General features: G+C 70.9%; 26 protein-coding genes and 4 tRNA genes. 7 read left to right on the top strand and 23 right to left on the bottom strand.

All coding sequences use genetic code 11. The features are described 5' to 3' along the window. Positions 1–152: 152 nt before the first annotated feature. The 8 genes from rplL to ACWDUZ_RS13565 all read right to left on the bottom strand — a co-directional run bounded on the left by rplL (position 153) and on the right by ACWDUZ_RS13565 (position 5416). Complete coding sequence (gene rplL / locus ACWDUZ_RS13600; RefSeq protein ID WP_451631982.1) at positions 153–542, bottom strand: 50S ribosomal protein L7/L12; 390 nt, start codon at positions 540–542, stop codon at positions 153–155. Between the two features lie 116 nt (positions 543–658). Continuing rightward, complete coding sequence (rplJ, locus tag ACWDUZ_RS13595) at positions 659–1189, bottom strand: 50S ribosomal protein L10 (RefSeq protein ID WP_451631981.1); 531 nt, start codon at positions 1187–1189, stop codon at positions 659–661. A 327-nt stretch (positions 1190–1516) separates the two neighbouring features. Then, a complete protein-coding gene (locus ACWDUZ_RS13590) occupies positions 1517–2422 on the bottom strand; it encodes a hypothetical protein (protein WP_451631980.1) in 906 nt (301 codons plus the stop codon). 168 nt (positions 2423–2590) lie between these two features. Further along, entirely contained in the window at positions 2591–3316 is a 726-nt protein-coding gene (gene rplA / locus ACWDUZ_RS13585) for a 50S ribosomal protein L1 (RefSeq protein ID WP_389828239.1), read from the bottom strand. 108 nt (positions 3317–3424) lie between these two features. Continuing rightward, on the bottom strand, positions 3425–3859 hold the full coding sequence (gene rplK / locus ACWDUZ_RS13580) for a 50S ribosomal protein L11 (protein ID WP_019756559.1): 435 nt from the start codon (positions 3857–3859) through the stop codon (positions 3425–3427). A gap of 178 nt (positions 3860–4037) precedes the next feature. Next, positions 4038–4868 (bottom strand): transcription termination/antitermination protein NusG, encoded by an 831-nt coding sequence (nusG, locus tag ACWDUZ_RS13575; protein WP_451631979.1) that lies wholly within the window; start codon positions 4866–4868, stop codon positions 4038–4040. 81 nt (positions 4869–4949) lie between these two features. Further along, positions 4950–5234 carry a preprotein translocase subunit SecE gene (secE, locus tag ACWDUZ_RS13570; RefSeq protein ID WP_451631978.1) on the bottom strand — a complete coding sequence of 95 codons (285 nt, stop codon included), beginning with the start codon at positions 5232–5234 and terminating at the stop codon, positions 4950–4952. 109 nt (positions 5235–5343) lie between these two features. Further along, a tRNA-Trp gene (locus ACWDUZ_RS13565) sits at positions 5344–5416 on the bottom strand. A gap of 281 nt (positions 5417–5697) precedes the next feature. Between ACWDUZ_RS13565 and ACWDUZ_RS13560 the strand changes: the two genes are divergently transcribed. From ACWDUZ_RS13560 to ACWDUZ_RS13550, 3 genes are all read left to right on the top strand, one after another. After that, positions 5698–6924, top strand: a complete 1227-nt coding sequence (locus ACWDUZ_RS13560) for a pyridoxal phosphate-dependent aminotransferase (RefSeq protein ID WP_451631977.1) — start codon at positions 5698–5700, stop codon at positions 6922–6924. Positions 6925–7045: 121 nt separating this feature from the next. Beyond that, positions 7046–8086, top strand: coding sequence for an adenosine deaminase (locus ACWDUZ_RS13555; protein ID WP_451631976.1), 1041 nt, complete (start codon positions 7046–7048; stop codon positions 8084–8086). Between the two features lie 298 nt (positions 8087–8384). After that, positions 8385–9017: an NAD(P)-dependent oxidoreductase gene (locus ACWDUZ_RS13550; protein ID WP_451631975.1), complete on the top strand. Its 633-nt coding sequence runs from the start codon at positions 8385–8387 to the stop codon at positions 9015–9017. A 33-nt stretch (positions 9018–9050) separates the two neighbouring features. Here ACWDUZ_RS13550 and ACWDUZ_RS13545 read toward each other — a convergent pair whose 3' ends face one another. The 6 genes from ACWDUZ_RS13545 to ACWDUZ_RS13520 form a co-directional block, all read right to left on the bottom strand. After that, on the bottom strand, positions 9051–10106 hold the full coding sequence (locus ACWDUZ_RS13545) for a UDP-N-acetylmuramate dehydrogenase (protein ID WP_451631974.1): 1056 nt from the start codon (positions 10104–10106) through the stop codon (positions 9051–9053). A gap of 66 nt (positions 10107–10172) precedes the next feature. Then, the gene (locus tag ACWDUZ_RS13540) at positions 10173–10601 is read right to left on the bottom strand and encodes a MaoC family dehydratase (RefSeq protein WP_451631973.1); all 429 of its coding nucleotides are present in this window, start codon (positions 10599–10601) and stop codon (positions 10173–10175) included. 7 nt (positions 10602–10608) lie between these two features. Beyond that, positions 10609–11061, bottom strand: a complete 453-nt coding sequence (locus tag ACWDUZ_RS13535) for an FAS1-like dehydratase domain-containing protein (protein ID WP_451631972.1) — start codon at positions 11059–11061, stop codon at positions 10609–10611. A 153-nt stretch (positions 11062–11214) separates the two neighbouring features. Then, on the bottom strand, positions 11215–11379 hold the full coding sequence (gene rpmG, locus ACWDUZ_RS13530) for a 50S ribosomal protein L33 (RefSeq protein WP_003948671.1): 165 nt from the start codon (positions 11377–11379) through the stop codon (positions 11215–11217). An 87-nt stretch (positions 11380–11466) separates the two neighbouring features. Next, positions 11467–11539, bottom strand: a tRNA-Met gene (locus ACWDUZ_RS13525). A 46-nt stretch (positions 11540–11585) separates the two neighbouring features. Beyond that, positions 11586–11658 (bottom strand) — tRNA-Thr (locus ACWDUZ_RS13520). 239 nt (positions 11659–11897) lie between these two features. On the opposite strand from ACWDUZ_RS13520, the gene ACWDUZ_RS13515 reads away from it, so the two are divergent. Together ACWDUZ_RS13515 and ACWDUZ_RS13510 are read left to right on the top strand one after the other, a co-directional pair. Then, complete coding sequence (locus ACWDUZ_RS13515) at positions 11898–13316, top strand: hydrolase (protein WP_451631971.1); 1419 nt, start codon at positions 11898–11900, stop codon at positions 13314–13316. A gap of 81 nt (positions 13317–13397) precedes the next feature. Then, positions 13398–14054: an SDR family oxidoreductase gene (locus ACWDUZ_RS13510; protein WP_451631970.1), complete on the top strand. Its 657-nt coding sequence runs from the start codon at positions 13398–13400 to the stop codon at positions 14052–14054. Positions 14055–14268: 214 nt separating this feature from the next. Here ACWDUZ_RS13510 and ACWDUZ_RS13505 read toward each other — a convergent pair whose 3' ends face one another. The 4 genes from ACWDUZ_RS13505 to ACWDUZ_RS13490 form a co-directional block, all read right to left on the bottom strand. After that, on the bottom strand, positions 14269–15192 hold the full coding sequence (locus ACWDUZ_RS13505; protein ID WP_451631969.1) for an RNA polymerase sigma-70 factor: 924 nt from the start codon (positions 15190–15192) through the stop codon (positions 14269–14271). A gap of 150 nt (positions 15193–15342) precedes the next feature. Beyond that, positions 15343–15816 (bottom strand): carboxymuconolactone decarboxylase family protein, encoded by a 474-nt coding sequence (locus tag ACWDUZ_RS13500; RefSeq protein WP_451631968.1) that lies wholly within the window; start codon positions 15814–15816, stop codon positions 15343–15345. 218 nt (positions 15817–16034) lie between these two features. Further along, positions 16035–16583, bottom strand: a complete 549-nt coding sequence (locus ACWDUZ_RS13495; RefSeq protein WP_451631967.1) for a hypothetical protein — start codon at positions 16581–16583, stop codon at positions 16035–16037. A gap of 366 nt (positions 16584–16949) precedes the next feature. Next, a tRNA-Tyr gene (locus ACWDUZ_RS13490) sits at positions 16950–17031 on the bottom strand. A 267-nt stretch (positions 17032–17298) separates the two neighbouring features. Here ACWDUZ_RS13490 and ACWDUZ_RS13485 point away from each other — a divergent pair. After that, positions 17299–17787, top strand: coding sequence for a YajQ family cyclic di-GMP-binding protein (locus ACWDUZ_RS13485; protein ID WP_019756392.1), 489 nt, complete (start codon positions 17299–17301; stop codon positions 17785–17787). A gap of 105 nt (positions 17788–17892) precedes the next feature. On the opposite strand, the gene ACWDUZ_RS13480 is transcribed toward ACWDUZ_RS13485, so the two are convergent. After that, positions 17893–18159 (bottom strand): GlsB/YeaQ/YmgE family stress response membrane protein, encoded by a 267-nt coding sequence (locus ACWDUZ_RS13480; protein ID WP_451631966.1) that lies wholly within the window; start codon positions 18157–18159, stop codon positions 17893–17895. A gap of 130 nt (positions 18160–18289) precedes the next feature. Here ACWDUZ_RS13480 and ACWDUZ_RS13475 point away from each other — a divergent pair, with 130 nt between their 5' ends. After that, on the top strand, positions 18290–19579 hold the full coding sequence (locus tag ACWDUZ_RS13475; protein WP_451631965.1) for an APC family permease: 1290 nt from the start codon (positions 18290–18292) through the stop codon (positions 19577–19579). A 14-nt stretch (positions 19580–19593) separates the two neighbouring features. Here the strand turns inward: ACWDUZ_RS13475 and ACWDUZ_RS13470 are convergent, their stop codons facing one another. From ACWDUZ_RS13470 to ACWDUZ_RS13455, 4 genes are all read right to left on the bottom strand, one after another. Continuing rightward, on the bottom strand, positions 19594–19986 hold the full coding sequence (locus tag ACWDUZ_RS13470) for a YccF domain-containing protein (protein ID WP_451631964.1): 393 nt from the start codon (positions 19984–19986) through the stop codon (positions 19594–19596). Next, positions 19983–20846 carry a zinc metalloprotease HtpX gene (gene htpX / locus ACWDUZ_RS13465; RefSeq protein ID WP_451631963.1) on the bottom strand — a complete coding sequence of 288 codons (864 nt, stop codon included), beginning with the start codon at positions 20844–20846 and terminating at the stop codon, positions 19983–19985. The genes ACWDUZ_RS13470 and htpX overlap by 4 nt, the downstream gene beginning before the upstream one ends. 151 nt (positions 20847–20997) lie before the next feature. Beyond that, positions 20998–22521 (bottom strand): NADH-quinone oxidoreductase subunit N, encoded by a 1524-nt coding sequence (locus ACWDUZ_RS13460; protein WP_451631962.1) that lies wholly within the window; start codon positions 22519–22521, stop codon positions 20998–21000. Then, entirely contained in the window at positions 22518–24146 is a 1629-nt protein-coding gene (locus tag ACWDUZ_RS13455; RefSeq protein ID WP_451631961.1) for a complex I subunit 4 family protein, read from the bottom strand. The genes ACWDUZ_RS13460 and ACWDUZ_RS13455 overlap by 4 nt, the downstream gene beginning before the upstream one ends. Between the last annotated feature and the right edge of the window lie 2 nt (positions 24147–24148).

The raw sequence follows: 24148 nt of genomic DNA, 5'->3' as shown, positions 1-24148 counted from the left end.
CCTCCCGATCGCGCGTGCAAGGCCGCCACAGCCGCCCCCGGGAACGCCGAAGAGCGACCACCCGGTTGGATGATCGCTCTTCGGGGCGTTCGCGTTACAGCCCCGTCGGGCCGTGTTCAGCGCGCGGGGAGTCGCTGCGACTCCGAGAGGTCTTACTTGACCTCGACGGAGGCGCCGGCGCCCTCGAGGGCCTCCTTGGCCTTGTCCGCGGCCTCCTTGTTGACCTTCTCCAGGACCGGCTTCGGCGCACCGTCGACCAGGTCCTTGGCCTCCTTCAGACCGAGGGAGGTCAGCTCGCGCACGACCTTGATGACCTGGATCTTCTTGTCGCCGGCACCCGCGAGGATGACGTCGAACTCGTCCTTCTCCTCGGGGGCCTCGGCGGCGGCGCCACCGGCGGCACCACCGGCGACGACGACCGGGGCGGCCGCGGCGGCGGTGACGTCGAACTTCTCCTCGAACGCCTTCACGAACTCGGAGAGCTCGATGAGGGTCATCTCCTCGAACTGCGCGAGCAGGTCTTCCTGGCTGAGCTTCGCCATGATGGGCGATCCTTCCACTAATTCGGCTGGTGCCGGATGTACATGAATGGCGGGCGTACGTCGGCCCGCTGTGACCCCTGCCGCCTCAGGCGGCCTGGGTCAGAAAGCGAGCCGAGTTACTCGGCACCGCCCTGCTCGGCCTGCTTGGCGCGCAGCGCGTCCACGGTGCGGACGAGCTTCGACGGCAGCGCCTGGAAGAGGGAGGCAGCCTGCGACTGCTTGCCCTTCATGGCACCGGCCAGCTTGCTGAGCAGAACCTCGCGGGACTCGAGGTCCGCAAGCTTCTTGATCTCGTCGGCGGACAGCGCCTTGCCGTCAAGGACACCGCCCTTGATGACGAGATTCGGGTTGTCCTTGGCGAAGTCACGGAGACCCTTCGCCGACTCCACCGGGTCACCGGTGACGAAGGCGACGGCCGTCGGACCAGCGAAGAGCTGGTCGTCCAGCGTGATCCCGGCCTCGTTGGCCGCAATCTTGGTCAGCGTGTTCTTCACCACGGCGTACTGGGCGTTCTCACCGAGCGACCGGCGCAGCGTCTTGAGCTGCGCCACGGTGAGACCGCGGTACTCGGTCAGCACGGCGGCGTTGGAGCTGCGGAACTTGTCCGTCAGCTCCGCAACCGTGGCAGCCTTGTCGGGCCTCGCCATAGAGCCTCGGCCTCCTTCCGGGTGATTCGGACCGCGCGGACCCGAAGGAGGACTGGGGAAAACGAAACGCCCCGGCGCAGGCGCACGGGGCGGACTCGACCGGCGAACACGCGATGGGCGGGCACTCCGGGAGTTCTTCCACTGTCACCTGCGCGGGTCGCCCGCATTTTCAGCGGATCCTTCGGCCACCGCGGCTCTGGCGAGCACGCGGCAACGACCAGCGGTCTTTGGCTTCGGGAAGGAGATTACGGGAACGGGGCGGGCGAGAGCAAATCCGCCCGTACGGCCCGCGCCGGGCCGTACGGGCGTGACCGGGCAGGGGCGGGGTCAGGAACCCGTGCCCGCGGCGCCCTGCGCCTTCATCACGTCCTTGAAGTCCACCGTGTCCCCGGCCGGGGGCGCCTCGGCGGCGACCCTCACCCCGTAGTCCGAGTAGTACGCGGTGCTGGCCACGGCGCCGTTGGCCGACTCGCCCCGCTCGGTCTTCTTCACCAGCAGGTTCCGGTCGTCGATCCAGAGGTCGACGGTCTCGGTGGTGACGCCCGCCTGGTCGAGCTGCTTCTTCAGATCGGCGAGCTGGCTCTCGGAGAGGCTCTTGCTGCTCTTGCCGGCGAAGTCGGCGACGTTCACGGTGCCGTGGTAGTGCGTGGTGTGCGTGCCGCGGACCTGCTCCTCACCGACCTTGTTCACGTCTCCGGAGGCCAGCAGCAGCTTGACGGACTGGTTCGGCGTGCTGTTCTGCAGCTGGTCCTTGATGTACGCCCCGGAGCCGCCGCCGAGCTGGGCCATGTCCTCGTAGCCGTACCTCACCCAGTGCTTGCCGCCGCCCGCCTGCTCGGCGAACTTCTCACTCATCCTGGCGTAGTAGGCGTCGGACAGGTACCGGGCCTGCATCGACGTACTCCCGGCCTCCCGCATCACGTCCGCCATCCGGCCGCCGGTGTAGGTGAGCGTCAGCGTGCCGGTCAGGCCGTCGCTCCAGGCGAGGCTGCCGGCACCCTTGATGGACATCAGGTCGCCGACGCTGGTCGTGCTCTCGACCTTGGCGGAGTCGGCCTCGGCGGTGGAGTCCGCGGCCGTGCGCAGGGCCGCGATGGGGCTGACGTGCGTCACGCCCCCGCCGTCCGCCTTGCCGTCCCCGCCGGAGGAACCGGAGCCGCAGGCGGCCACCCCCGTGAGCGCGGCCACCACCGCGACGGAGAGCGTCGTCCGGCGCACGGTCCTGTTGCCCATTCGTCCCACCCCTAAGTGATCTCTGCCCCGCGCGCCTGCGCAGGGTGCCGACAGCCGTGCGGGGAACCGCACAGGAGTCTCACAGGACAGAAGTCCCACAGACAGAGGACGAGCCCCGCACCGGAACGGTTGCGGGGCTCGTCGCCGACTTCGGGCGAGCTGGGGGGCTCAGACCGCGGCCGGGTCCTCCTCGACGAGAAGGTTGCGGGTGCGGTTCGGGTCGATCTGGATGCCGGGGCCCATCGTGGTGCTGATGGCAGCCTTCTTGATGTAGCGGCCCTTGGCGGCGGACGGCTTCAGACGGAGGATCTCCTCCAGCGCGGCGCCGTAGTTCTCCACCAGCTTGGAGTCGTCGAACGACGTCTTGCCGATGATGAAGTGCAGGTTCGAGTGCTTGTCGACGCGGAACTCGATCTTGCCGCCCTTGATGTCGTTGACAGCCTTGACGACGTCCGGGGTCACGGTGCCGGTCTTGGGGTTCGGCATCAGACCACGGGGACCGAGCACACGGCCGAGGCGGCCGACCTTGCCCATGAGGTCGGGGGTGGCGACGACGGCGTCGAAGTCCAGACGGCCCTTCGACACCTCGTCGATCAGCTCGTCGGCACCGACGATGTCGGCGCCCGCGGCACGCGCGGCCTCGGCACGGTCACCGGTCGCGAAGACCAGGACCCGGGCGGTCTTACCGGTGCCGTGCGGAAGGTTCACGGTGCCACGGACCATCTGGTCGGCCTTGCGCGGGTCGACACCCAGACGGAAGGCGACCTCGACGGTGCCGTCGAACTTGGTCGTGGAGGTCTCCTTGGCGAGACGGACGGCCTCGAGCGGGGCGTACAGCTTCTCCCGGTCGACCTTGGCGTCCGCAGCGCGGAGAGCCTTGCTGCGCTTGCTCACAACTGCTCCTGGGGTTCTTGATGAGGAGTCGTGGTACGGGCCGAGCAGGCCCTGCCACGTGCGGCACCTCGATCGGCGATCAGGGCCGCATACGTACTACGGGGAGGATCAGCCCTCGACGGTGACGCCCATGGAACGGGCGGTGCCGGCGATGATCTTCGCGGCGGCGTCCAGGTCGTTGGCGTTGAGGTCGGGCAGCTTGGTCTGGGCGATCTCGCGGACCTGCGCCTCGGTGATCTTGGCGACCTTGGTCTTGTGCGGCTCGCCGGAGCCCTTCTCCACGCCCGCGGCCTTGAGGATCATCTTGGCGGCCGGCGGAGTCTTGGTGATGAAGGTGAAGGAGCGGTCCTCGTAGACCGTGATCTCCACCGGGATGACCCAACCGCGCTGCGACTCGGTCGCGGCGTTGTAGGCCTTGCAGAACTCCATGATGTTGACGCCGTGCTGACCCAGCGCCGGACCGACCGGCGGGGCCGGGTTGGCGGCGCCGGCCTGGATCTGGAGCTTGATGAGCCCCGTGACCTTCTTCTTCTTGGGAGGCATTGCTCTCCGGGTCCTTTCATTCGGGTCCATGCCCGCGCGAGTCGCGACCCTGACGCAGGCATACCGCACAACGATAACGGGTATAGCTGTGCGGCTTGAAACCGAGCAGGTCAGACGGGCTGAGGCAGCCCGCCTGACCTGTTCGGAAGCGGTTCGTCCAGAACGAACCAGTACGAGACTAGTTCTTCTGGATCTGGTCGAAGGAGAGCTCGACCGGGGTCTCGCGGCCGAAGATCTCGACCAGGCCCTTGACCTTCTTCGAGTCGGCGTTGATCTCGTTGATGGTCGCCTGGAGGGTGGCGAACGGGCCGTCGGTGACGGTGACCGAGTCGCCGACCTCGAAGTCCAGCACCTGGACCTCGACCTTGCGCTGCGGAGCCGGCTTGCCCTCGGCCTCGGCGGCCTCGCGGGCGGCCTTCTCCTCCGCCTCCGGGGCGAGCATCTTCACGATCTCGTCCAGGGACAGCGGGTAGGGGTCGTAGGCGTTGCCGACGAAGCCGGTGACGCCCGGCGTGTTGCGGACGACGCCCCAGGACTCGTTCGTCAGGTCCATGCGGACGAGCACGTAACCGGGCAGCTTGTTCTGCCGGACGGTCTTGCGCTCGCCGTTCTTGATCTGGACGATCTCTTCCTCGGGCACCTCGGCCTGGTAGATGAAGTCCTCGACGTTCAGCGAGACGGCGCGCTGCTCCAGGTTGGCCTTCACGCGCTTCTCGTAGCCGGCGTAGGTGTGGATCACGTACCACTCGCCGGGCAGCGTGCGCAGTTCCTCGCGGAGCTTGGTGACCGGGTCGAGCTCGGGCTCCTCGGCGCCGGCCTCCTCCTCGGCCTCACCCTCGGCGGCCTCCTGCTCGGCGGCCTGCTCCTCGACGTGGTCGGCGGCCTCCTCGGCCGGCTCCCCCGCGGCGGCCTCGGCAGCCTCGGCCTCGTCCGCACCCTCGACGGTGTCGAGCTCGTCATCCACGGACTCGGTCGGCTCGATGGCGTCGTTCAGGTTCGGGTCAGACACGGTGGCTGCTTCTTCCTGGATACATAGGGGTGGAACATGCGAAAACGGGCGCCGGTAACCACGGCGCCCTTCGCTCTTGGCTCAGCCGAAGACGTACTTGGCCGCGTGGTTGAGCCCATAGTCAATCACGGTCACCAGGGCGATCATGATGGCCACGAAGAAGATCACCACGGTGGTGTAGGACGTCAGCTGGTTACGCGAGGGCCAGACGACCTTGCGGAGCTCCGCGATGACCTGTCGGTAGAAGAGCGCGAGGCGCTTCAGCGGGCCCTTCTTGGCGCGCTTGCCACCCTTACGGGGCTTCTTCTTGGACTCCGTGACGTCCTGGGCATCAGGCGTGTCGATGGAGCCTACGGCGTCCGTCATTCGTCCTCACCTGATTCCGGGTCGTGGCCGTGCCGCGCCCGGTCGAGCCGCACGGCGGTGCAGATTGCTGTACGTACATGCGCACACATCCTGGCGATGGTGTGTGTAGCAGGGCCGGAGGGACTTGAACCCCCAACCGCTGGTTTTGGAGACCAGTGCTCTACCAATTGAGCTACGACCCTTTGCGTGTCCCCCAACGTACCGCATCCGAGCGTGTGCCCGGTGTCCTTGCGGGCACCGGGTGCGGCGGCGGCTGCTGAAGGCCAACGAGGTGAGAGTGTACGTGGTCCGGAGCCGGTCGTCGAACAGAAAGTGTTCTTCGCTGCTCGCCGAAAGGAAGTTCGGGGTGGGCCCCGGGGCTGCCGGGGGGCGGAACCGGACGGCTGTTCAGGGGTTAGACCGCTGCTGTTCAGTCCGTGAAACCCGCGTGCCCGGGGCGTTCGGGGTCTGGAACGATGGCGGTATGAGCGCTGCAACCCCTCCCACCGAGCGCCGGGTCTCCGCCCGAATCGGCGCGATCTCCGAGTCCGCCACCCTCGCCGTGGACGCCAAGGCGAAGGCCCTCAAGGCCGCCGGGCGTCCGGTGATCGGCTTCGGCGCCGGTGAGCCCGACTTCCCCACCCCCGACTACATCGTCGAAGCCGCCGTCGAGGCCTGCAAGAACCCGAAGTACCACCGGTACACCCCGGCCGGCGGCCTGCCCGAGCTGAAGGCCGCGATCGCCGCCAAGACGCTGCGCGACTCCGGCTGGGAGCCGGACGTCTCCCAGATCCTGGTCACCAACGGCGGCAAGCAGGCGATCTACGAGGCCTTCGCCGCGATCCTCGACCCGGGCGACGAGGTCATCGTGCCCGCGCCGTACTGGACGACGTACCCGGAGTCGATCCGCCTGGCCGGCGGTGTCCCGGTCGACATCGTCGCCGACGAGACCACCGGCTACCGGGTCACGGTCGAGCAGCTGGAGGCCGCCCGCACGGAGCGGACCAAGGTCGTCCTCTTCGTCTCCCCGTCCAACCCGACCGGCGCGGTCTACTCCGAGGCCGAGACCGACGCGATCGGCCGCTGGGCCGTGGAACACGGCCTGTGGGTGCTCACCGACGAGATCTACGAGCACCTGGTCTACGGCGACGCCGTCTCCGTGTCCCTGCCCGCGCTGCTCCCCGAGCTGCGCGACAAGTGCATCGTGGTCAACGGCGTGGCGAAGACGTACGCCATGACCGGCTGGCGGGTGGGCTGGATCATCGGCCCGAAGGACGTCGTGAAGGCCGCGACCAACCTGCAGTCGCACGCCACCTCGAACGTGTCGAACGTCGCACAGGTGGCCGCCCTCGCCGCCGTCTCCGGCGACCTGGAGGCCGTCGCGACGATGCGTGAGGCCTTCGACCGGCGCCGCCGGACCATCGTGCGCATGCTGAACGAGATCGACGGCGTGGTGTGCCCGGAGCCGGAGGGCGCCTTCTACGCCTACCCGTCGGTCAAGGCGCTGATCGGCAAGGAGATCCGCGGCAAGCGCCCGCAGAACACGGTCGAGCTGGCCGCGCTGATCCTGGAGGAGGCCGAGGTCGCGGTCGTCCCGGGCGAGGCCTTCGGCACGCCCGGCTACCTGCGCCTGTCCTACGCCCTCGGTGACGAGGACCTGGTGGAGGGCGTGAGCCGGATCCAGAAGCTGCTGGCCGAGGCGCGGGACTGAACCTCCCACGCGCGTGTGCGGGCCGTTTCCCTCCGGGAGGCGGCCCGCACGTCTGTGCGCGCAAGACCACGTACGGGGAAACGGCTACCGGGCCGTGGGGGATGTGGGGCAGGATCCTGGAATGGAGCGTGTACGTGATCTCTCTGAGCTGCCGAAGGCACATCTGCACCTGCACTTCACCGGGTCGATGCGGCCCACCACCCTGCTGGAACTGGCCGACAAGTACGGCGTACGGCTGCCCGAGGCCCTGACGGAGGCCCTGACCGGCGGGGAGCCGCCGAGGCTGCGGGCGACCGACGAGCGGGGCTGGTTCCGTTTCCAGCGGCTGTACGACGCGGCGCGTTCCTGTCTGCGGGAGCCGGCGGACATCCGGCGGCTGGTGCGGGAGGCCGCCGAGGAGGACACCCGGGACGGTTCGGGCTGGCTGGAGATCCAGGTCGACCCGACCTCGTACGCCCCGCGGCTGGGCGGGCTGATCCCGGCGCTGGAGATCATCCTGGACGCGGTCGAGACGGCGTCGCGGGACACGGGGCTCGGGATGCGCGTCCTGGTCGCCGCGAACCGTATGAAGCACCCGCTGGACGCGCGCACCCTGGCCCGGCTCGCGGTGCGCTACGCCGACCGGGGTGTCGTCGGCTTCGGCCTGTCCAACGACGAACGCCGCGGCATGGCCCGGGACTTCGACCGCGCCTTCCACATCGCGCGTGAGGGCGGCCTGCTGTCGGCGCCGCACGGCGGGGAGCTGACCGGGCCCGCCTCGGTCCGCGACTGCCTGGACGACCTGGACGCGCACCGGATCGGCCACGGAGTGCGCGCGGCGGAGGACCCGCGGCTGCTGAAGCGCCTCGCCGACCGGGGCGTGACCTGCGAGGTGTGCCCGGCGTCGAACGTCGCCCTCGGTGTCTACGAGAAGCCCGAGGACGTCCCGCTGCGGACCCTGTTCGAGGCGGGTGTGCCGATGGCCCTGGGCGCCGACGACCCGCTGCTCTTCGGCTCGCGGCTCGCCGCCCAGTACGAGATCGCGCGTCACCACCACGGTTTCAGCGACGCGGAGCTGGCGGAGCTGGCCCGTCAGTCCGTACGCGCCTCGGCCGCGCCCGAGGAGACGAAGAAGACGCTGCTGGCGGACGTGGACGACTGGCTGGTTCGCCCGGCCGCCTGAAGTGGGCGTACGGCGGACAGGGCGTGAAGCAGACGAGGACCTCGAAGGGGTGCCCGTCGCCGGGCGGCTGGGCCAGCGGCAGCCCCGTCATGAACGCCGGGCGCCCTTCGGCGACGCGCTTCCGCCCGGGCCCGAAGCCCGCCGCGTGGGCGAGGCCGGCGGCGGTCTCGGCGAACACCTCCCGGCCCCCGGACAGGAACAGCGTGCGCGCGTGCGGGTGGGTGGGTGGGTGAGTATTTACTCACCCTGGAGGGCGACACACCGCACACACCGACCTCGGGCAAGCAGGAGAGCCACCATGAACCTCACCGTCTTCGGCGCCACGGGCGGCATCGGCCTGGAGATCGTCCGGCAGGCGCTGGCCGCCGGACACCGGGTGACCGCCGTCGTCCGCGACCCGGCCCGGCTGACCGTGACCGGCGAGGGGCTGGAGGTGTTCCGCGCCGACCTCGCCTCCGCTCAGGCCGCGCGTCCGGCCGTGGCGGGCCGGGACGCGGTGCTGTCCGGGCTCGGCGCCCGCAGCCGCAAGGACGCCGGGGTGGCGACCCGGCTCACCCGTACGGTGCTGGGCGCGATGGAGGCGGAAGGGGTTCGGCGGCTGCTCGTGGTCAGCGCGGGCCCGGTGGGCCCCGAGCCGGCCGGCGGCGGCGCCCTGGACCGGGCGGCGCGCAAGATGATCTCGGCGCTGCTGAAGGACGTCTACGCCGATCTGCGCGAGATGGAGGCCGAGCTGGCCCGCAGCGCCACGGACTGGACGGTCGTCCGCCCGCCGCGCCTCCAGAACAAGCCCCTGAGCGGCACCTACCGCACGGTCGTCGGCGGCTTCCCGCCGCACGGCCGCTTCATCGCCCGTGCGGACGTGGCCCACGCGATGCTGGCCATGCTCGACGACCCGGCGACGGTGAAGCAGGGCGTCGGGGTGGCCTACTGAGGCCGGCCGGCGGCGTTTTCCCGCCGGAGACCGTCAAAGGCTCACGCCCACCGTCACCGGCTCGTTCACCAGGGTGATGCCGAACGCCTCGTGGACGCCGGCCACGACCTCGCGGGCCAGGGCCAGCAGGTCCTCGGTGGTCGCCCCGCCGCGGTTGGTGAGCGCGAGGGTGTGCTTGGTGGAGATCCGGGCCGGGCCGGTGCCGTAGCCCTTGGTGAAGCCCGCCTTGTCGATCAGCCAGGCCGCCGAGGTCTTGGTGTGCCCCGCAACGGCCGGGTACGCGGGCGGCTCGACGCCCTCGCCCAGCCGCTCCCGCACCCGCGCGCGGAACGCGGCGAAGCCGGCGTCCGTGAGGATCGGGTTGGTGAAGAAGGACCCGGCCGACCACGTGTCGTGGTCCTCGGGGTCCAGCACCATGCCCTTCCCGGCGCGCAGCTTCAGCACCGTGTCACGGGCGGTGGCCAGCGGCACCCGGTCGCCCGCCGCCACGCCCAGCGCGCGCGCCGTCTCGGCGTACTTGACGGGCGCCGACAGTCCGCCGGCGTCCTCCAGTCGAAAGCGGACGCGCAGGACGACGTACCGCTCGGGCTCGGCCTTGAAGCGGCTGTGGCGGTAGGAGAACGCGCATTCCTCGTTGGCCAGGGTCACCGTCTCGCCGGCCGTGCGGTCGTAGGCGACGACCTCGGTGATGGTCGCGGAGACCTCCTGGCCGTACGCCCCGACGTTCTGGATCGGGGTGGCGCCCGCGGAGCCCGGGATGCCGGACAGGCACTCGATGCCGGCGAGTCCCGCCTCGACGGCACGGGCGGCCGCGTCGGTCCACACCTCGCCGGCGGCCAGTTCCAGCGTCGTGCCGCGGAGTTCGAAGCCGCGGGTGGCGATGCGCAGGGCGGTACCGTCGAAGCCCTTGTCGCCGATCACCAGGTTCGAGCCGCCGCCGATCACCAGCAGCGGCGTGCCGGCGGCGTCGGCCTCGCGGACGGCGGCGATCACCTCGGCGTCGGTGGTCGCGGTGATCAGCCGGGTCGCGGGGCCGCCCAGCCGGAAGGTGGTCAGCGGGGCCAGGGGCGCGTCGTGGAGTTCCTGCACGCGCCCAAGACTACGAGACCCCGCTGACGGTCCCGTACGCCGACGACCCGCCCGCGGGGCGGCGCGTCAGGCCAGCCGTACGACCGCGCGGGACATCCCGAGGACCTTCTGGCCCTCGCTGGTCGCGGTCAGGTCGACCCGCACGGTGTTGTCGTCGAGCTTGGCCGCGACCTTGCCGACGACCTCGATCAGGGCGCCCTTGTCGTCGTTGGGGACGACGACGGGCTTGGTGAAGCGCACGCCGTACTCCACGACGGCACCCGGGTCGCCCGCCCAGTCGGTGACGACGCGGATGGCCTCGGCCATGGTGAACATGCCGTGCGCGATCACGTCCGGCAGCCCGACCTCCTTGGCGAACTTCTCGTTCCAGTGGATGGGGTTGAAGTCCCCGGACGCGCCCGCGTACTGCACGAGGGTGGCGCGGGTCACGGGGAAGGTCCGGGCCGGCAGCTCGGTGCCGACCTCGACGTCGTCGTAGGCGATCTTCGCCGTCATCGGTTCCTCACGCCTCCTCGGCCGCGCGGGCCACCAGCTTGGTCCATGCGGTCACGACGTGCTCGCCCGCCTCGTCGTGCACCTCACCGCGGATGTCCACGATGTCGTTGCCGGCCAGGGACTTGATCGCCTCGATGGTGGAGGTGACGGTCAGCCGGTCGCCGGACCGCACCGGCCGGGTGTAGGCGAACTTCTGGTCGCCGTGCACCACACGGCTGTAGTCGAGACCGAGCTGCGGGTCCTGGACGACCTGCCCGGCGGCCTTGAAGGTGATCGCGAAGACGAAGGTCGGCGGGGCGATCACATCCGAGTGGCCGAGCGCCTTGGCCGCCTCCGGGTCCGTGTACGCCGGGTTGGCGTCCCCCACGGCCTCCGCGAACTCGCGGATCTTCTCCCGGCCCACCTCGTAGGGGGCGGTGGGCGGGTAGGACCGCCCCACGAAGGACTGGTCGAGCGCCATGGCTCGGCACCTCCTGGTGTCAGCTGTGGTCGTGCGGATGGATCGGACCGGACCGGCCTGCTCGAAGAGCCCGGTGAAACCGAGCCGATGAGGCGATGAAACAACATGAGGCCGCCCCCCTGTTGCGGGGGCGGCCTCATGTCCGAGCCTGATTTATCGCGTCTCGCGGTGCGCGGTGTGCGCGTTGCAACGCGGGCAGTGCTTCTTCATCTCAAGACGGTCCGGGTTGTTACGCCGGTTCTTCTTGGTGATGTAGTTCCGCTCCTTGCACTCCACGCAGGCCAGCGTGATCTTCGGGCGGACGTCGGTGGCAGCCACGTGAGTGCTCCTTGACGAACGGGTAGGTATTCAACGCAAGAAAGAGTAGCCGATCGAAGGACCGACCCCGCAATCGGCTACTGTGAGTAGCGGTGACCGGACTTGAACCGGTGACACAGCGATTATGAGCCGCTTGCTCTACCGACTGAGCTACACCGCTGCGATGCGATCGGGCCCCGCCTCGCGGCGGGAACCTCTCACATCAGAGCCCCAAAACGGAATCGAACCGTTGACCTTCTCCTTACCATGGAGACGCTCTGCCGACTGAGCTATTGGGGCGAGCGATGAAGACATTACACGGTCCGCGGCCGTTCGCCCAAATCCGTTCCACGCTCCCCCGCGTCGGACCCGAGGCCCCCGGTGACCCGGCCACACCGGTACGACTATTGCGTCCCTCCCCCCTCCCGCCGGGCGCCGGCCATAGGCTCGACGCACCCTGTGTGATCTTGCGTCCCGAGTCCGCTCGGACCCCTGTCCCTCGTCTCCCGCCAGCCCTCGCCTGTCGTACCTGGAGTGCGATGCCCCCCGGTCAGCCACAGCCGCCCCACTCGTCCTCCCCGCACGGCCCCTCCGGCGGCCCGCCGGAACCGGACGGCCTGCTGCTGTGCGGGGCCCGGCTGACCGACGGGCGCACCGTGGACGTACGACTGGCCGGCGGACGCATCGAGGCGGTCGGCACGGCGGGCAGCCTCGGCCGCAGCCCCGGCGGTGGCCCGGTCCGAACCGGCGCCTTCGACACGTCCGCCCGGTCCGGCACAGGGGGTGAGCCGAGGGAACCGGGGGACCAGGGAGAACCGGAGCATCCGGGGGAAGCGGGGGAGCCGGACGGGCCGAGCCGGCCGGGCAGGGGTGCTCCGCGGGACGGCGGCGCCCGTCTGGACCTCAGCGGCTATCTGCTCCTGCCGGCCCCGGCGGAGCCGCACGCCCACGCCGACACCGCGCTGACCGCCGACAGCGACGGCCCCGTGTCGTACGACCCGGAGGACGTCCAGCGGCGGGCGACGGAGGCCGCCCTGCTCCAGCTTGGCCACGGGGCGACCGCCCTGCGCGCGCACGTGCGTGTGGGCGACGTACAGGGACTGGGCGCCCTGCGGGCGGTCCTGCGGGCGCGCCGGGCGCTGCGCGGACTCACCGAGCTGACGACCGTGGCGGTGCCGCGCGTACTGACCGGCGCGGCCGGCGCGGACGGGCTGGCGATGCTGCGGGACGCGGTCAAGATGGGCGCGTGCGTGGTGGGCGGCTGCCCTGACGTGGATCCCGACCCCGTCGGCTATGTGGAGGCGGTCCTGGAGGTCGCCTCCGAACACGGCCGCCCGGTCGACCTGCACACCGACGGCACGGACCCGGCCCGCCTGGCCCGCATCGCGGCGATGGCGGGAGGGCTGCGCCCGGGAGTGACGCTCGGCCCGTGCGGCGGCCTGTCCCGGCTGCCCGCCGAGGCGGCCGCACGCGCCGCCGAGCAACTGGCCGCGGCCGGGGTGGCGGTGGTGTGCCTGCCGCAGGGCGGCTGCGCGGGCGCGGAGGGTCCGGGAACGGCCCCGGTACGGCTGCTGCGGGCGGCCGGCGTACGGGTGGCCGCGGGCAGCGGCGCGCTGCGGGACGTGTCGAACCCGGTGGGGCGCGGCGACCCGCTGGAGGCGGCCTACCTGCTGGCCGCGCACGACGGCCTGCGCCCCGAGGACGCGTACGAAGTGGTGAGCGCGTCGGCCCGCGCGGTGCTGGGCCTGCCCGCGGTGCGCGTGGAGGCGGGTTTCCCCGCCGAACTGCTCGCCGTGCGCGGCGAACGGCTCGCGGGGGCGCTGTCGCTCGGGTACAGCCGGATCGTGGTGCACCAGGGGCGCGTGGTCGCACGGACCAGCGCGGTGCGCGAGTTCTGCGACTCGGCGGCCTCGGTGGAGCTGGGGCTGCCGCGGCAGGGGCGGGGCGAGCTGTCGTAGCGGGCCGCCGGGGGCAGCGATGCGGGGATGCCGCCTCCGGTCGTGCGGCGGACGGGGCCGTCCGGGCGTACGGTCGGAGACATGCGCATCGTCATCGCTGGTGGTCATGGTCAGATCGCGCTGCGGCTGGAGCGGCTGCTCGCCGCGCGCGGAGACGAGGTGGCGGGGCTCATCCGCCGCGCCGAACAGGGCGACGACCTGCGGGCGGCCGGCACCGAACCGATCGTGCTGGACCTGGAGTCGGCCTCGGTGGAGGAGGTCGCCGAACGGCTGCGCGGCGCGGACGCGGCCGTCTTCGCGGCGGGCGCGGGCCCGGGCAGCGGCGCGGCCCGCAAGGACACGGTGGACAAGGGCGCGGCGGTGCTGTTCGCGGACGCGGCGGTCCTGGCGGGCGTCCGGCGCCACCTGGTGGTGTCGTCCATGGGCGCGGACGCCCGGCACCAGGGCGACGAGGTCTTCGACGTGTACCTGCGCGCCAAGGGCGCCGCGGACGACCACGTGCGCGCCCAGGACGCCCTGGACTGGACGATCCTGCGCCCCGGTTCACTGACGGACGAGCCGGGCACGGGCCAGGTCCGTCTGGAGGCGCACACCGGCCGCGGTTCGGTCCCCCGCGACGACGTGGCCACCGTCCTGGCCGAACTGGTGGACACCCCGGCGACGGCCGGCCTGACCCTGGAACTCGTCAGCGGCTCGACTCCGGTGTCGGTGGCGGTGAAGTCGGTGGCGGGGAACTGAGCGGAAGCGAAACTCCGAGGAGACTTCCCCGATTCGCGGCGGGGCCGGCGGAGTAGGTCTCCTGGGGGCGAAGGACATGTGCGGTTCGCAACCGCGACTCGATCCAGCCTTCAGGCCCTCAGGTCCCTTGAAGCTCGCACGACTCGGCCGAACGGAGTGCTGTCCTCCAGGAGTTGTCCGACCGATCGACGAGTCGGCCCACGCCGGTCCGAGGTCACGTCGGCTGTCTGCGGGCCTGCTTCACCTCGCGGTCGATGGCCCAGGCGTCGGCGACCGGTCCGAGGTGGCCGAGCTTGTCGGGATTGATCACTGAGCGAATGGTCCGGATCCGCCCGTCGAGCACCTCGAGGGCCAGGATGTGCAGTACCTTGCCGTCCCGGTCGCGGAAGATCGCGCCGGGCTGCCCATTGATCTCGTGCGGCTCGAACGTCACGTCGACCCGGGCCAACAGGGGGAAGACGGAGGCGAGCAGCCGGGCCACGTTCTCGGTGCCGCTGACGGCCTTGGCGAGCTGCGGGGCCTTGCCGCCGCCGTCCCCGACCAGCTGGACGTCGGCGGCCAGCAGATCCCGCAACCCGCCCACGTCACCGTTCTTCAGCGCGTCGAAGAACCGTGTCGCCAACTCCTGCCGCTCCTGACGGTCCGCTTCGAACCGTGGCCGTCGGGCCTGCATGTGCCGCCGTGCCCGTACCAGCAACTGCCGGCATGCCGCCTCCGACCGCCCCACCGCCGTGGCGACCTCGCCGAACCCGAAGCCGAACACCTCACGCAGGACGAACACCGACCGCTCCAACGGGCTGAGCCGCTCCAGGAGCAGCAGCGCCGCCATCGACACCGAGTCGGCCAGCTCCGCCGAACGCGCCGGATCCTGATACGGATCGCTGAGCAGCGGCTCGGGGAACCACGGGCCCACGTACTCCTCCCGCCTCACCCGCGCGGAGCGCAGCACGTCGACCGAGATCCGCGTCACCGTGGCCGACAGGAACGCCTTGGCCGACGCGACCTGGGTCGCCGAGCCGTCGAAGCGCAGCCACGTCTCCTGCACCGCGTCCTCGGCCTCGGCCACGCTGCCCAGGATCCGGTAGGCGATCGAGAACAGCAGCGGCCGCAACTCCTCGAACTCCCCGACCTTGTTCACGACGCGTCTCCTCCCGTGCACCCTGCCACTGGCCGCGCTCGCCGGCCCGGACATCGTCTGTGATCGCCCGGGCCACCGGTGGTCACGACACCGGCACCGAGTCCGGGCCCGGAGCCCACAGCCGGACCCCGAGCCGGTCGCTGATGCCGTTCAGTGGAACTGTCCGGGCTCGTAGTTGCCGGCCGGCTGCTGGGTGATGATGTTCAGCCGGTTCACCGCGTTCATGAAGGAGACCAGGACCACCAGAGCGGTGAGCTGTTCCTCGTCGTAGTGCTTGGCGGCGTACGCCCACACCTCGTCACTGACGCCCCTGGCCGCGTCCGCGACCCGGGTTCCCTCCTCCGCCAGTTCCAGCGCGGCACGCTCGGCCTCGGTGAAGACCGTGGCCTCCCGCCACGCCGCGACCAGGTTCAGCCGCACCGGGGTCTCGCCGGCCGCCGCGGCCTCCTTGGTGTGCATGTCGATGCAGGCGGCGCAGCCGTTGATCTGGCTCACGCGCAGCGCCACCAGCTCCTGCGTCGCATCCGGCAGTGGCGAGTCCTTGAGCGCCTTGCCCGCCGACATGAAGTGCTTCAGAGCCTTGCCCGCGGTCGGGCTGGTGAAGTAGTTCAGTCGCGCGTCCATGGTGTGCTCCTCTGTGGTCGTCGGTGGCTACACCCCTGAGACGAGATGACCCGGCCTTCCTGTGACACGGTTGAATGTGACCCGCGTCTCCCCACGGTCGGCGCCCGTCAGGTGGCGAAGGACTCGCCGTCCACGGGGCTCCAGGACTCGACGACTTGGGAGTGCCCCCGCCCGGACGGCTCCCGAACGGTCGCCGTGCGCAGTCAGGTCCGACCGCCTCAGAACCAGCCGTCGTCGCACTCCTGGTCGGTGTGCTTCCGGAACTCCTCGACGGTCATGGCCCGGTCGCCGGCCCAGACCTGGCCCGGTTCCAGTCGCGCCAGGTCGGCTGGGGTGAAGTGGACGACGCCGCGGTAGCCGACGCGACCACCGGAGGCCACGACGAAGTCGACCGAGTAGCTGTGGGTCGCCTTGAGCCGCTGGTCACCCAGCGGCGCCGGGTCGCCCATCCAGCCGTCGGGCGTGTGGAAGAGCCGGATCCCCTCCGGGCCTCGGGCGGACCGGGGTGATCTCACCTCCCACGACGTGAGGTCCTCCACGGGGTCCTCGGGGTCGTCGCTGATGACCGAACCCAGCACGTCGACGGAGGCCACGCGGTCTTCCCCGCAAGGCCGCAGCAAGGCGATGGCGCCACCGTCCGCCGTCGGGCGGACGCCGACGAGTTCCCGCTGCGGCGGGGAGCAGGAGGCCAGCGTGAACGCGGCCAGTGTGGCGGTCGCGGCCGTCGCCAGTGTGCGGAGCCGGCGTCTGTGCAGGCGCACTCCCATGGTTCGCCACCATAGGAGCTGTCAGTCACGGACCGGTCACGTTCCGGATGCGCCGAGGACCCGGCGACCGCGACCACGCGGCACTTCCCCGCCGTCAGGCTCCATCGGGACCCGAGACCTGCGCATCACGCGTTGTCCGGTCTACGGCCGGGAGCGTTCACCCACGTCCGCGCGCTGAGCTCCGTGCGCCGGAGGGCACTTCGGCGGATCGGTGATCACATGACGGTGCGTGAGCTCCACGATTCACGGAAGACCACCCTCTGAACCTCGAAAGTGCGCCCGCGCGCACGAGCGGATCGAGGCGGACAAAGAAGAGACCCCCTCCGCTTCTGCGTTTCCGCAGTCCGGAGGGGGTCTTCCCCAGTGTGGCGGCGCCAGGATTCGAACCTGGGAAGGCTGAGCCGGCAGATTTACAGTCTGCTCCCTTTGGCCGCTCGGGCACACCGCCGGGTTTGCTGCCGTTCGAACCGCCTTTCGACGGCGCTCCCTGGCAACGACGTAAACAATACCCGATACGCAGGGGTGCTTCGCCACCCGATTGATCCGCGCCACGGAAGCAGGGGGTGGCTAGGCTGGTGCGGATGCGGCCGGGGATCCGAAGATCCGCCTCGGCGGCTTCCCCACGCCCGCCGGCAGGCGACGCGTACGCGAGTCGTACGCACTTCGCACGCACCCGACACACTCCGACAGACCCCGATACAAGGAGCCACAGGACATGGCCGACTCCAGTTTCGACATCGTCTCGAAGGTCGAGCGGCAGGAGGTCGACAACGCCCTCAACCAGGCCGCCAAGGAGATCTCGCAGCGCTACGACTTCAAGGGCGTGGGTGCCTCGATCTCGTGGTCCGGAGACAAGATCCTCATGGAGGCGAACTCCGAGGACCGGGTGAAGGCCGTCCTCGACGTCTTCCAGTCCAAGCTGATCAAGCGGGGCATCTCGCTGAAGGCCCTGGACGCCGGCGAGCCTCAGCTCTCCGGCAAGGAATACAAGATCTTCGCCTCCATCGAGGAGGGCATCTCCCAGGAGAACGCCAAGAAGGTGGCGAAGATCATTCGCGATGAAGGCCCCAAGGGCGTGAAGGCCCAGGTCCAGGGCGACGAGCTGCGGGTCAGCTCCAAGAGCCGCGACGACCTTCAGGCCGTGATCGCCCTGCTGAAGGGCAAGGACTTCGACTTCGCGCTGCAGTTCGTGAACTACCGGTAGTCCGTACAGACATACGAGGTCGCGCGACCGTACGAGAGACATGAAAGAGGGCGGGCACCGTGGGCCGGTGTCCGCCCTCTCGTGTCCGCGGGGCGCGCTTCGGGCTCAGTCCCGTGAGTTGCCGAACAGGATGCGGTAGGCGATCAGCAGCACCAGCGAGCCGCCGATCGCCGCCACCCAGGTGGCGCCGTCGTAGAAGTGCTTGCTGATCGGGTGGTGCAGCCAGCGCGCCGAGATCCAGCCGCCGATGAACGCGCCCGCGACACCGATGAGGGTCGTGCCGATGAAGCCGCCCGGATCGCGGCCCGGCAGCAGGAACTTCGCGATGGCCCCGGCCAACAGCCCCAGGATGATCCAGCTGATCACGCTCATGCCCTGCATCCGCCTTCCTCGACGACCGGTGTGCGTCGTCATGTGTGCCACACGCGTGTTCGTGCCGTGTCGAGGGAGAAGACGACACGGCCACATCCCACGGTTGCATCGGCCAGTAAGGTCCCGAGCCATGACACGCTCCCCCGGCCACTCCCCCGGCCCGGCCTCCCCGTCCTCGCCCGCGCCGGCCGCCACGCTGCGGCGCAGCCTCGGCGTCGGGGACGCCGTGGTCATCGGGCTCGGTTCGATGGTGGGGGCGGGGATCTTCGCCGCGCTCGGGCCGGCCGCCCGGGCGGCCGGCTCAGGGCTGCTGGTGGGGCTCGCCATCGCCGCCGTCGTGGCCTACTGCAACGCCGACTCCTCGGCACGGCTGGCGGCCAACTATCCCGCCTCGGGCGGCACCTATGTGTACGGGCGCGAGCGGCTCGGTGCGTTCTGGGGTTACCTCGCGGGCTGGGCGTTCGTGGTGGGCAAGACGGCCTCCTGCGCGGCGATGGCGCTCACCGTCGGCGCGTACGTCCTGCCGGGCCAGGCGCACGCGGTGGCCGTCGCGGCCGTGGTGGCGCTCACCGCGGTGAACTACGGCGGCATCCGGAAGTCGGCCTGGCTGACGCGGGCGATCGTGGCGGTGGTGCTGGCGGTGCTGGCCGCCGTGGCCGTCGTGTGCCTGGGCTCCGGTCAGGCCGACGCCGGACGGCTCGCCATCGGCGACCCCCGCGGCGCCGGCGGCGTTCTGCAGGCGGCCGGGCTGCTGTTCTTCGCGTTCGCCGGGTACGCGCGGATCGCGACCCTGGGCGAGGAGGTACGCGATCCGGCGCGCACCGTCGCGCGCGCGATCCCGCTCGCGCTGGGCATCGCCCTGGCCGTGTACGCGGGGGTGGCGGTGGCCGTGCTGGCGGTGCTCGGGCCGGACGGTCTCGCGCGGGCGGGCGCTCCCCTGGCGGACGCGGTGCGGGCGGCCGGGGTGCCGGGGCTGGTTCCGGTGGTGCGGGTCGCCGCCGCCGTGGCCGCGCTCGGCTCGCTGCTCGCGCTGATCCTGGGCGTCTCGCGCACCACCCTGGCCATGGCCCGGGACCGGCATCTCCCAGGTGCGCTGGCCGCGGTGCATCCGCGTTTCCGTGTGCCGCACCGGGCCGAGCTCGCCGTGGGCGCGGTGGTCGCGGTCCTGGCCGCCACGGTGGACGTCCGGGGCGCGATCGGCTTCTCCTCCTTCGGGGTCCTCGCGTACTACGCCGTCGCCAACGCCTCCGCCTGGACCCTGGACTCCGCACCGGTCCGGCGGGTGGTACCGGCGGTGGGTCTCATCGGCTGCCTGGCCCTGGCCTTCGCCCTGCCCTGGCTCTCGGTGGCCGTGGGCGCGGGCGTGCTGGCGGTGGGGGTGGCCGCGTACGGGGTACGACGGCGGCTGTCGGCCCGCTGACCGGCGCCTCCGCGTCAGCGGGGCGCGAACGGCACGTCGGTCCGGACGATCTCGCGGCCCAGCGGGAGCAGCGAGACGGGGATGAGTTTGAAGTTGGCTATGCCGAACGGGATGCCGATGATCGTGAGGCAGAGCATGAGGCCCGTGACGACGTGGGCGATCGCCAGCCACCAGCCGGCCAGGATCAGCCACAGCACGTTGCCGATGCAGGAGGGCGCGCCGGCGTCGCGGCGCTCGACCGTGGTGTACCCGAAGGGCCACAGGGCGTAGACGCCGATGCGGAACGCCGCGATGCCGAACGGGATGCCGATGATCGTGACGCACAGGAGGATGCCCGCGGCGATGTAGCAGAGGAACAGCCAGAAGCCGCTCAGGACGAGCCAGATGACGTTGAGGATGGTCTTCATCGGTGACGACCTGCCATCTGTTCGAGCCGGGTGATGCGTTCCGCCATCGGCGGGTGGGTGGAGAACAGCTTCGACATCCCCTGCCCCGGGCGGAACGGGTTCGCGATCATCATGTGGCTGGCGGTCTCGATGCGCGGCTCGGGCGGCAGCGGGAGCTGCCGGGTGCCGCTCTCCAGCTTGCGCAGGGCGCTGGCGAGAGCGAGGGGGTCGCCGGTGAGGCGGGCGCCGGACGCGTCGGCCTCGTACTCCCGGGAGCGGCTGATGGCCAGCTGGATGAGCGTGGCGGCGAGCGGGCCGAGGATCATGATCAGAAGCAGTCCGAGCAGGCCCGGGCCCTCGTCGTCGTCCGAGCGGCCGACCGGGATGAGCCAGGCGAAGTTGACCAGGAACATGATCACGGAGGCGAGGGCGCCGGCCACGGAGGAGATCAGGATGTCGCGGTTGTAGACATGGCTCAGTTCGTGGCCGATGACGCCGCGCAGCTCCCGCTCGTCCAGGATGCGCAGGATGCCTTCGGTGCAGCACACCGCCGCGTTGCGCGGGTTGCGGCCGGTCGCGAAGGCGTTGGGCGCCTCCGTCGGGGAGATGTACAGGCGGGGCATCGGCTGGCGGGCCTGGGTGGAGAGGTCGCGGACCATGCGGTACAGCGCCGGGGCCTCGAACTCGCTGACCGGGCGGGCGCGCATCGCGCGCAGGGCCAGCTTGTCGCTGTTCCAGTACGCGTAGGCGTTGGTGCCGATGGCGACGAGGACGGCGACGATCAGGCCGGTGCGGCCGAAGAGACTGCCGATGACGATGATGAGTGCGGACAGTCCCCCGAGGAGTACTGCGGTCCTGAGCCCGTTGTGCCGGCGGTGCACGGTACGCCCTCCAAGTGGTGCGGCAGGGGAACCCTTCGCTTGTTGCTGTGCGGTGTCACTGGTGTCGTGGTGTCACGTCCAGTTGACCCTTCCTGTCCGGTCAACGCCAGGCGAGCGCCGCGGGTTCCCCGGTGGGGGCGGGTGCGCCGGCTCAGAACAGACCGGTGCCCGCGAAGCGCAGAACCAGTTGGGGCGCGCCGGACAGGGCGATGCCGATGACGGCCGTCAGGGTGATCGCGGCGGTGAGGGGGGCCGGGAGGCGGAGCCGGAGGGGTTCGCCCTCGGGGGCGCGGAACAGCAGGGCCGTCCACTGGAGGTAGTAGAACAGCGCGATGACGACGTTGACGGCCATGACGACGGCGAGCCAGCCGAGTCCGGCGTCGACGGCCGCGGAGAAGACGGTGACCTTCGCGAAGAGTCCGATGACACCCGGCGGCAGGCCGGCCAGGCACAGCAGGAAGAAGGCCAGGAGGAGGGCGGTCACCGGGTTGGTGGCGTACAGGCCGCGGTAGTCGGTGAGGCGGTTGTGCCGCCTCGTACGACCCACGAGCGCGGCCACCGCGAAGGCGCCGAGGTTCACGGCGGCGTACATCAAGGCGTAGGCGACCGTGGACCCGATCGACTTCTGGGCGTCCCCGGAGTAGCCCGCGGCTGCGATCGGCACCAGGAGGTAGCCGGCCTGGCCGACGGAGGACCAGGCGAGCAGCCGGATCGCGCTGTACGCGCGCGTGCCCTGCTGGCGCAGGGCGCCGACGTTGCCGACGGTCATGGTCAGGGCGGCGAGCGCGGCGAGCGCGGGGCCCCAGGCGGCGGCGTACGACGGGAACGCGACGACGGTCACGAGGATCAGGCCGGTGAAGCCGACGGCCTTGCCGACCACGGACAGGTACGCGGCGATGGGCAGGGGGGCGCCGACGTAGGTGTCGGGCACCCAGAAGTGGAAGGGGACGGCGGCGGTCTTGAAGGCGAAGCCGACGAGAGTGAGGACGACGCCGGTCTGAGCGAGGGTGTCGAGCTGTCCGTCGACGTGCTGGATGCGGTCGGCGATCTGGGTGAGGTAGAGGGTGCCGGTGGAGGCGTAGACGAAGCTGATGCCCATCAGGCTGACGGCGGTGGCGGTGACCGACGACAGGAAGAACTTCAGGGCCGCGTCGGAGGACTTCTTCTCGCCGTGCCGCAGGCCGACGAGGGCGAATGCGGGCAGGGAGGCGACTTCCAGGGCGACGACGAGGGTCGCGAGGTCGCGCGAGGCGGGCAGGAGGGCGGCTCCGGCGGCGGAGGACAGCAACAGGAACCAGTACTCGCCTTCGGGGAGTCCTCCGCGCGCGTCCTTCAGCACGGTGACGGACAGCAGGGCGGCCAGAAGGGCGCCGCCGAGGACCAGGAACTGGATGACGAGGGTGAAGTGGTCGGCGGTGTAGCTGCACACGCCGGTCTGCTTCGTCAGGCAGAAGGTGCTGCGGTCGCCGTCCAGGAGGGGCAGCAGCAGCAGCGCGGAGGAGGCGAGGCCTGCGACGGAGAGCCGGCCGAGGAGGGGCTTGCGCGTCTTCGGCACGAACAGGTCGGCGACCAGGACCACCAGGGCGATCACGGCGGTGAGGGTGGGCGGCGCGATGGCGAGCCAGTCGACGGACTGAACCACCGCGACGGCCTGCGGCTGGGCCAGGACGCTCATCGGGTGCCTCCTGCGAGGAGCTGCTGCACGGCCGGGTCGGTGAGCCCGAGCAGGGCCTTCGGCCAGAGCCCGGCGAGGACGGTGAGGGCGACGAGCGGGGTCCAGGCCGCGAACTCGAAGCGGTGGACGTCGGCGAGTTTCGGGGCCTGCCGCGGTACGGCGCCCATGCAGACGCGGCGGACCACGACGAGCATGTACGCGGCCGTGAGCAGGGTGCCGAACGCGCCGATCGCCATGAAGGTGAGGAAGGCGGGCCGGCTGAGGCCGGCGGCGGGCCTGAACGCTCCGAACAGGGCGAGCATCTCGCCCCAGAATCCGGCGAGGCCGGGCAGGCCGAGCGAGGCGACCGCGCCGAAGGCGAGCAGGCCGCCGAGGCGGGGGGCCCTGCCGTACAGGGCGGCGCCGGTCTCGAATCGATTCGGCGCGGCGGAGCCGCTCGTCGAGGGGCGGTGGTCGGGCGACGGGAGGGCGAGGGTGTCGAGGTCGGTGGTGCCGGTGCGGTCCTTGAGGCCGCCGACCAGGAAGAACAGCAGGCCGGTGATGAGGCCGTGCGCGATGTTGGCGAACAGGGCGCCGTTGACGCCGGTCGGGGTCATGGTGGCGATGCCGAGGAGCACGAAGCCCATGTGGCCGACGGAGGAGTAGGCGATGAGCCGTTTCAGGTCGCCCTTGGCGCCGCGCCTGGCGAGGGCGAGACAGGCCAGGGATCCGTAGATGATCCCGACGACGGCGAAGGCGGCCAGGCAGGGCGCGAAGGTGTGGAAGCCGTGCGGTGCGATCGGCAGCAGGATCCGGACGAACCCGTAGGTACCCATCTTCAGCAGGACGCCGGCCAGCAGGACCGAGCCGACGGTCGGGGCGGCGGTGTGGGCGTCCGGGAGCCAGCTGTGCAGCGGCCACATCGGGGTCTTGACCGCGAGCCCGATCCCGATCGCCAGAACGGCGATGACCTGCACGGATGCGGTGAGTGACCGGCCGTTGTCAGTGGCGAGTGCCACCATGTCGAAGGTGCCGGCCCTGATCCCGATCAGGAGCAGGCCGAGCAGCATGACGACCGAGCCGAGGAGGGTGTAGAGGATGAACCGCCAGGCGGCGGCCCGGCGGCCCTCGCCGCCCCAGCGGGCGATGAGGAAGTACATGGGGATGAGCACCGTCTCGAAGGCGAGGAAGAACAGCAGCAGGTCGAGGACGGCGAAGGTGGCGAGGGTGCCGCACTCGAGCAGCAGCAGCAGCGCGACGAAGGCCTTCGGGGTGGGCCCTGTGGGCGGCTTGAAGTAGGAGTACAGCGCGCACAGGAAGGTCAGCAGCGCGGTCAGGACGACGAGGGGGAGCGAGATGCCGTCGATGCCGAAGTGGATGCGCACGTGGAGTGCGGGGATCCAGCTGATGTCGGTCGTGGCCTGCATCGTCGACGGGTGGTCGTGGTCGAAGCCGGCCGCGAGGACGAGGGCGGCGACCAGGATCGCGCCGGTGACGGTCACGCCGTGCCGGAGCACGGCCTGCTCGGGCGACTTCCCCTTCAGTCCGGGCGGGGCCGGCAGGAGAGCGGTGAGCGCCCCGAGGAGCGGGCCGGCGATGACGAACGCCAGAAGGAACTGCATCACGGACTCGTTGATATCGATCACGC

This window comes from Streptomyces sp. NPDC003393, from assembly GCF_053589015.1.
This window is presented reverse-complemented; position numbering and strand designations above follow the sequence as displayed.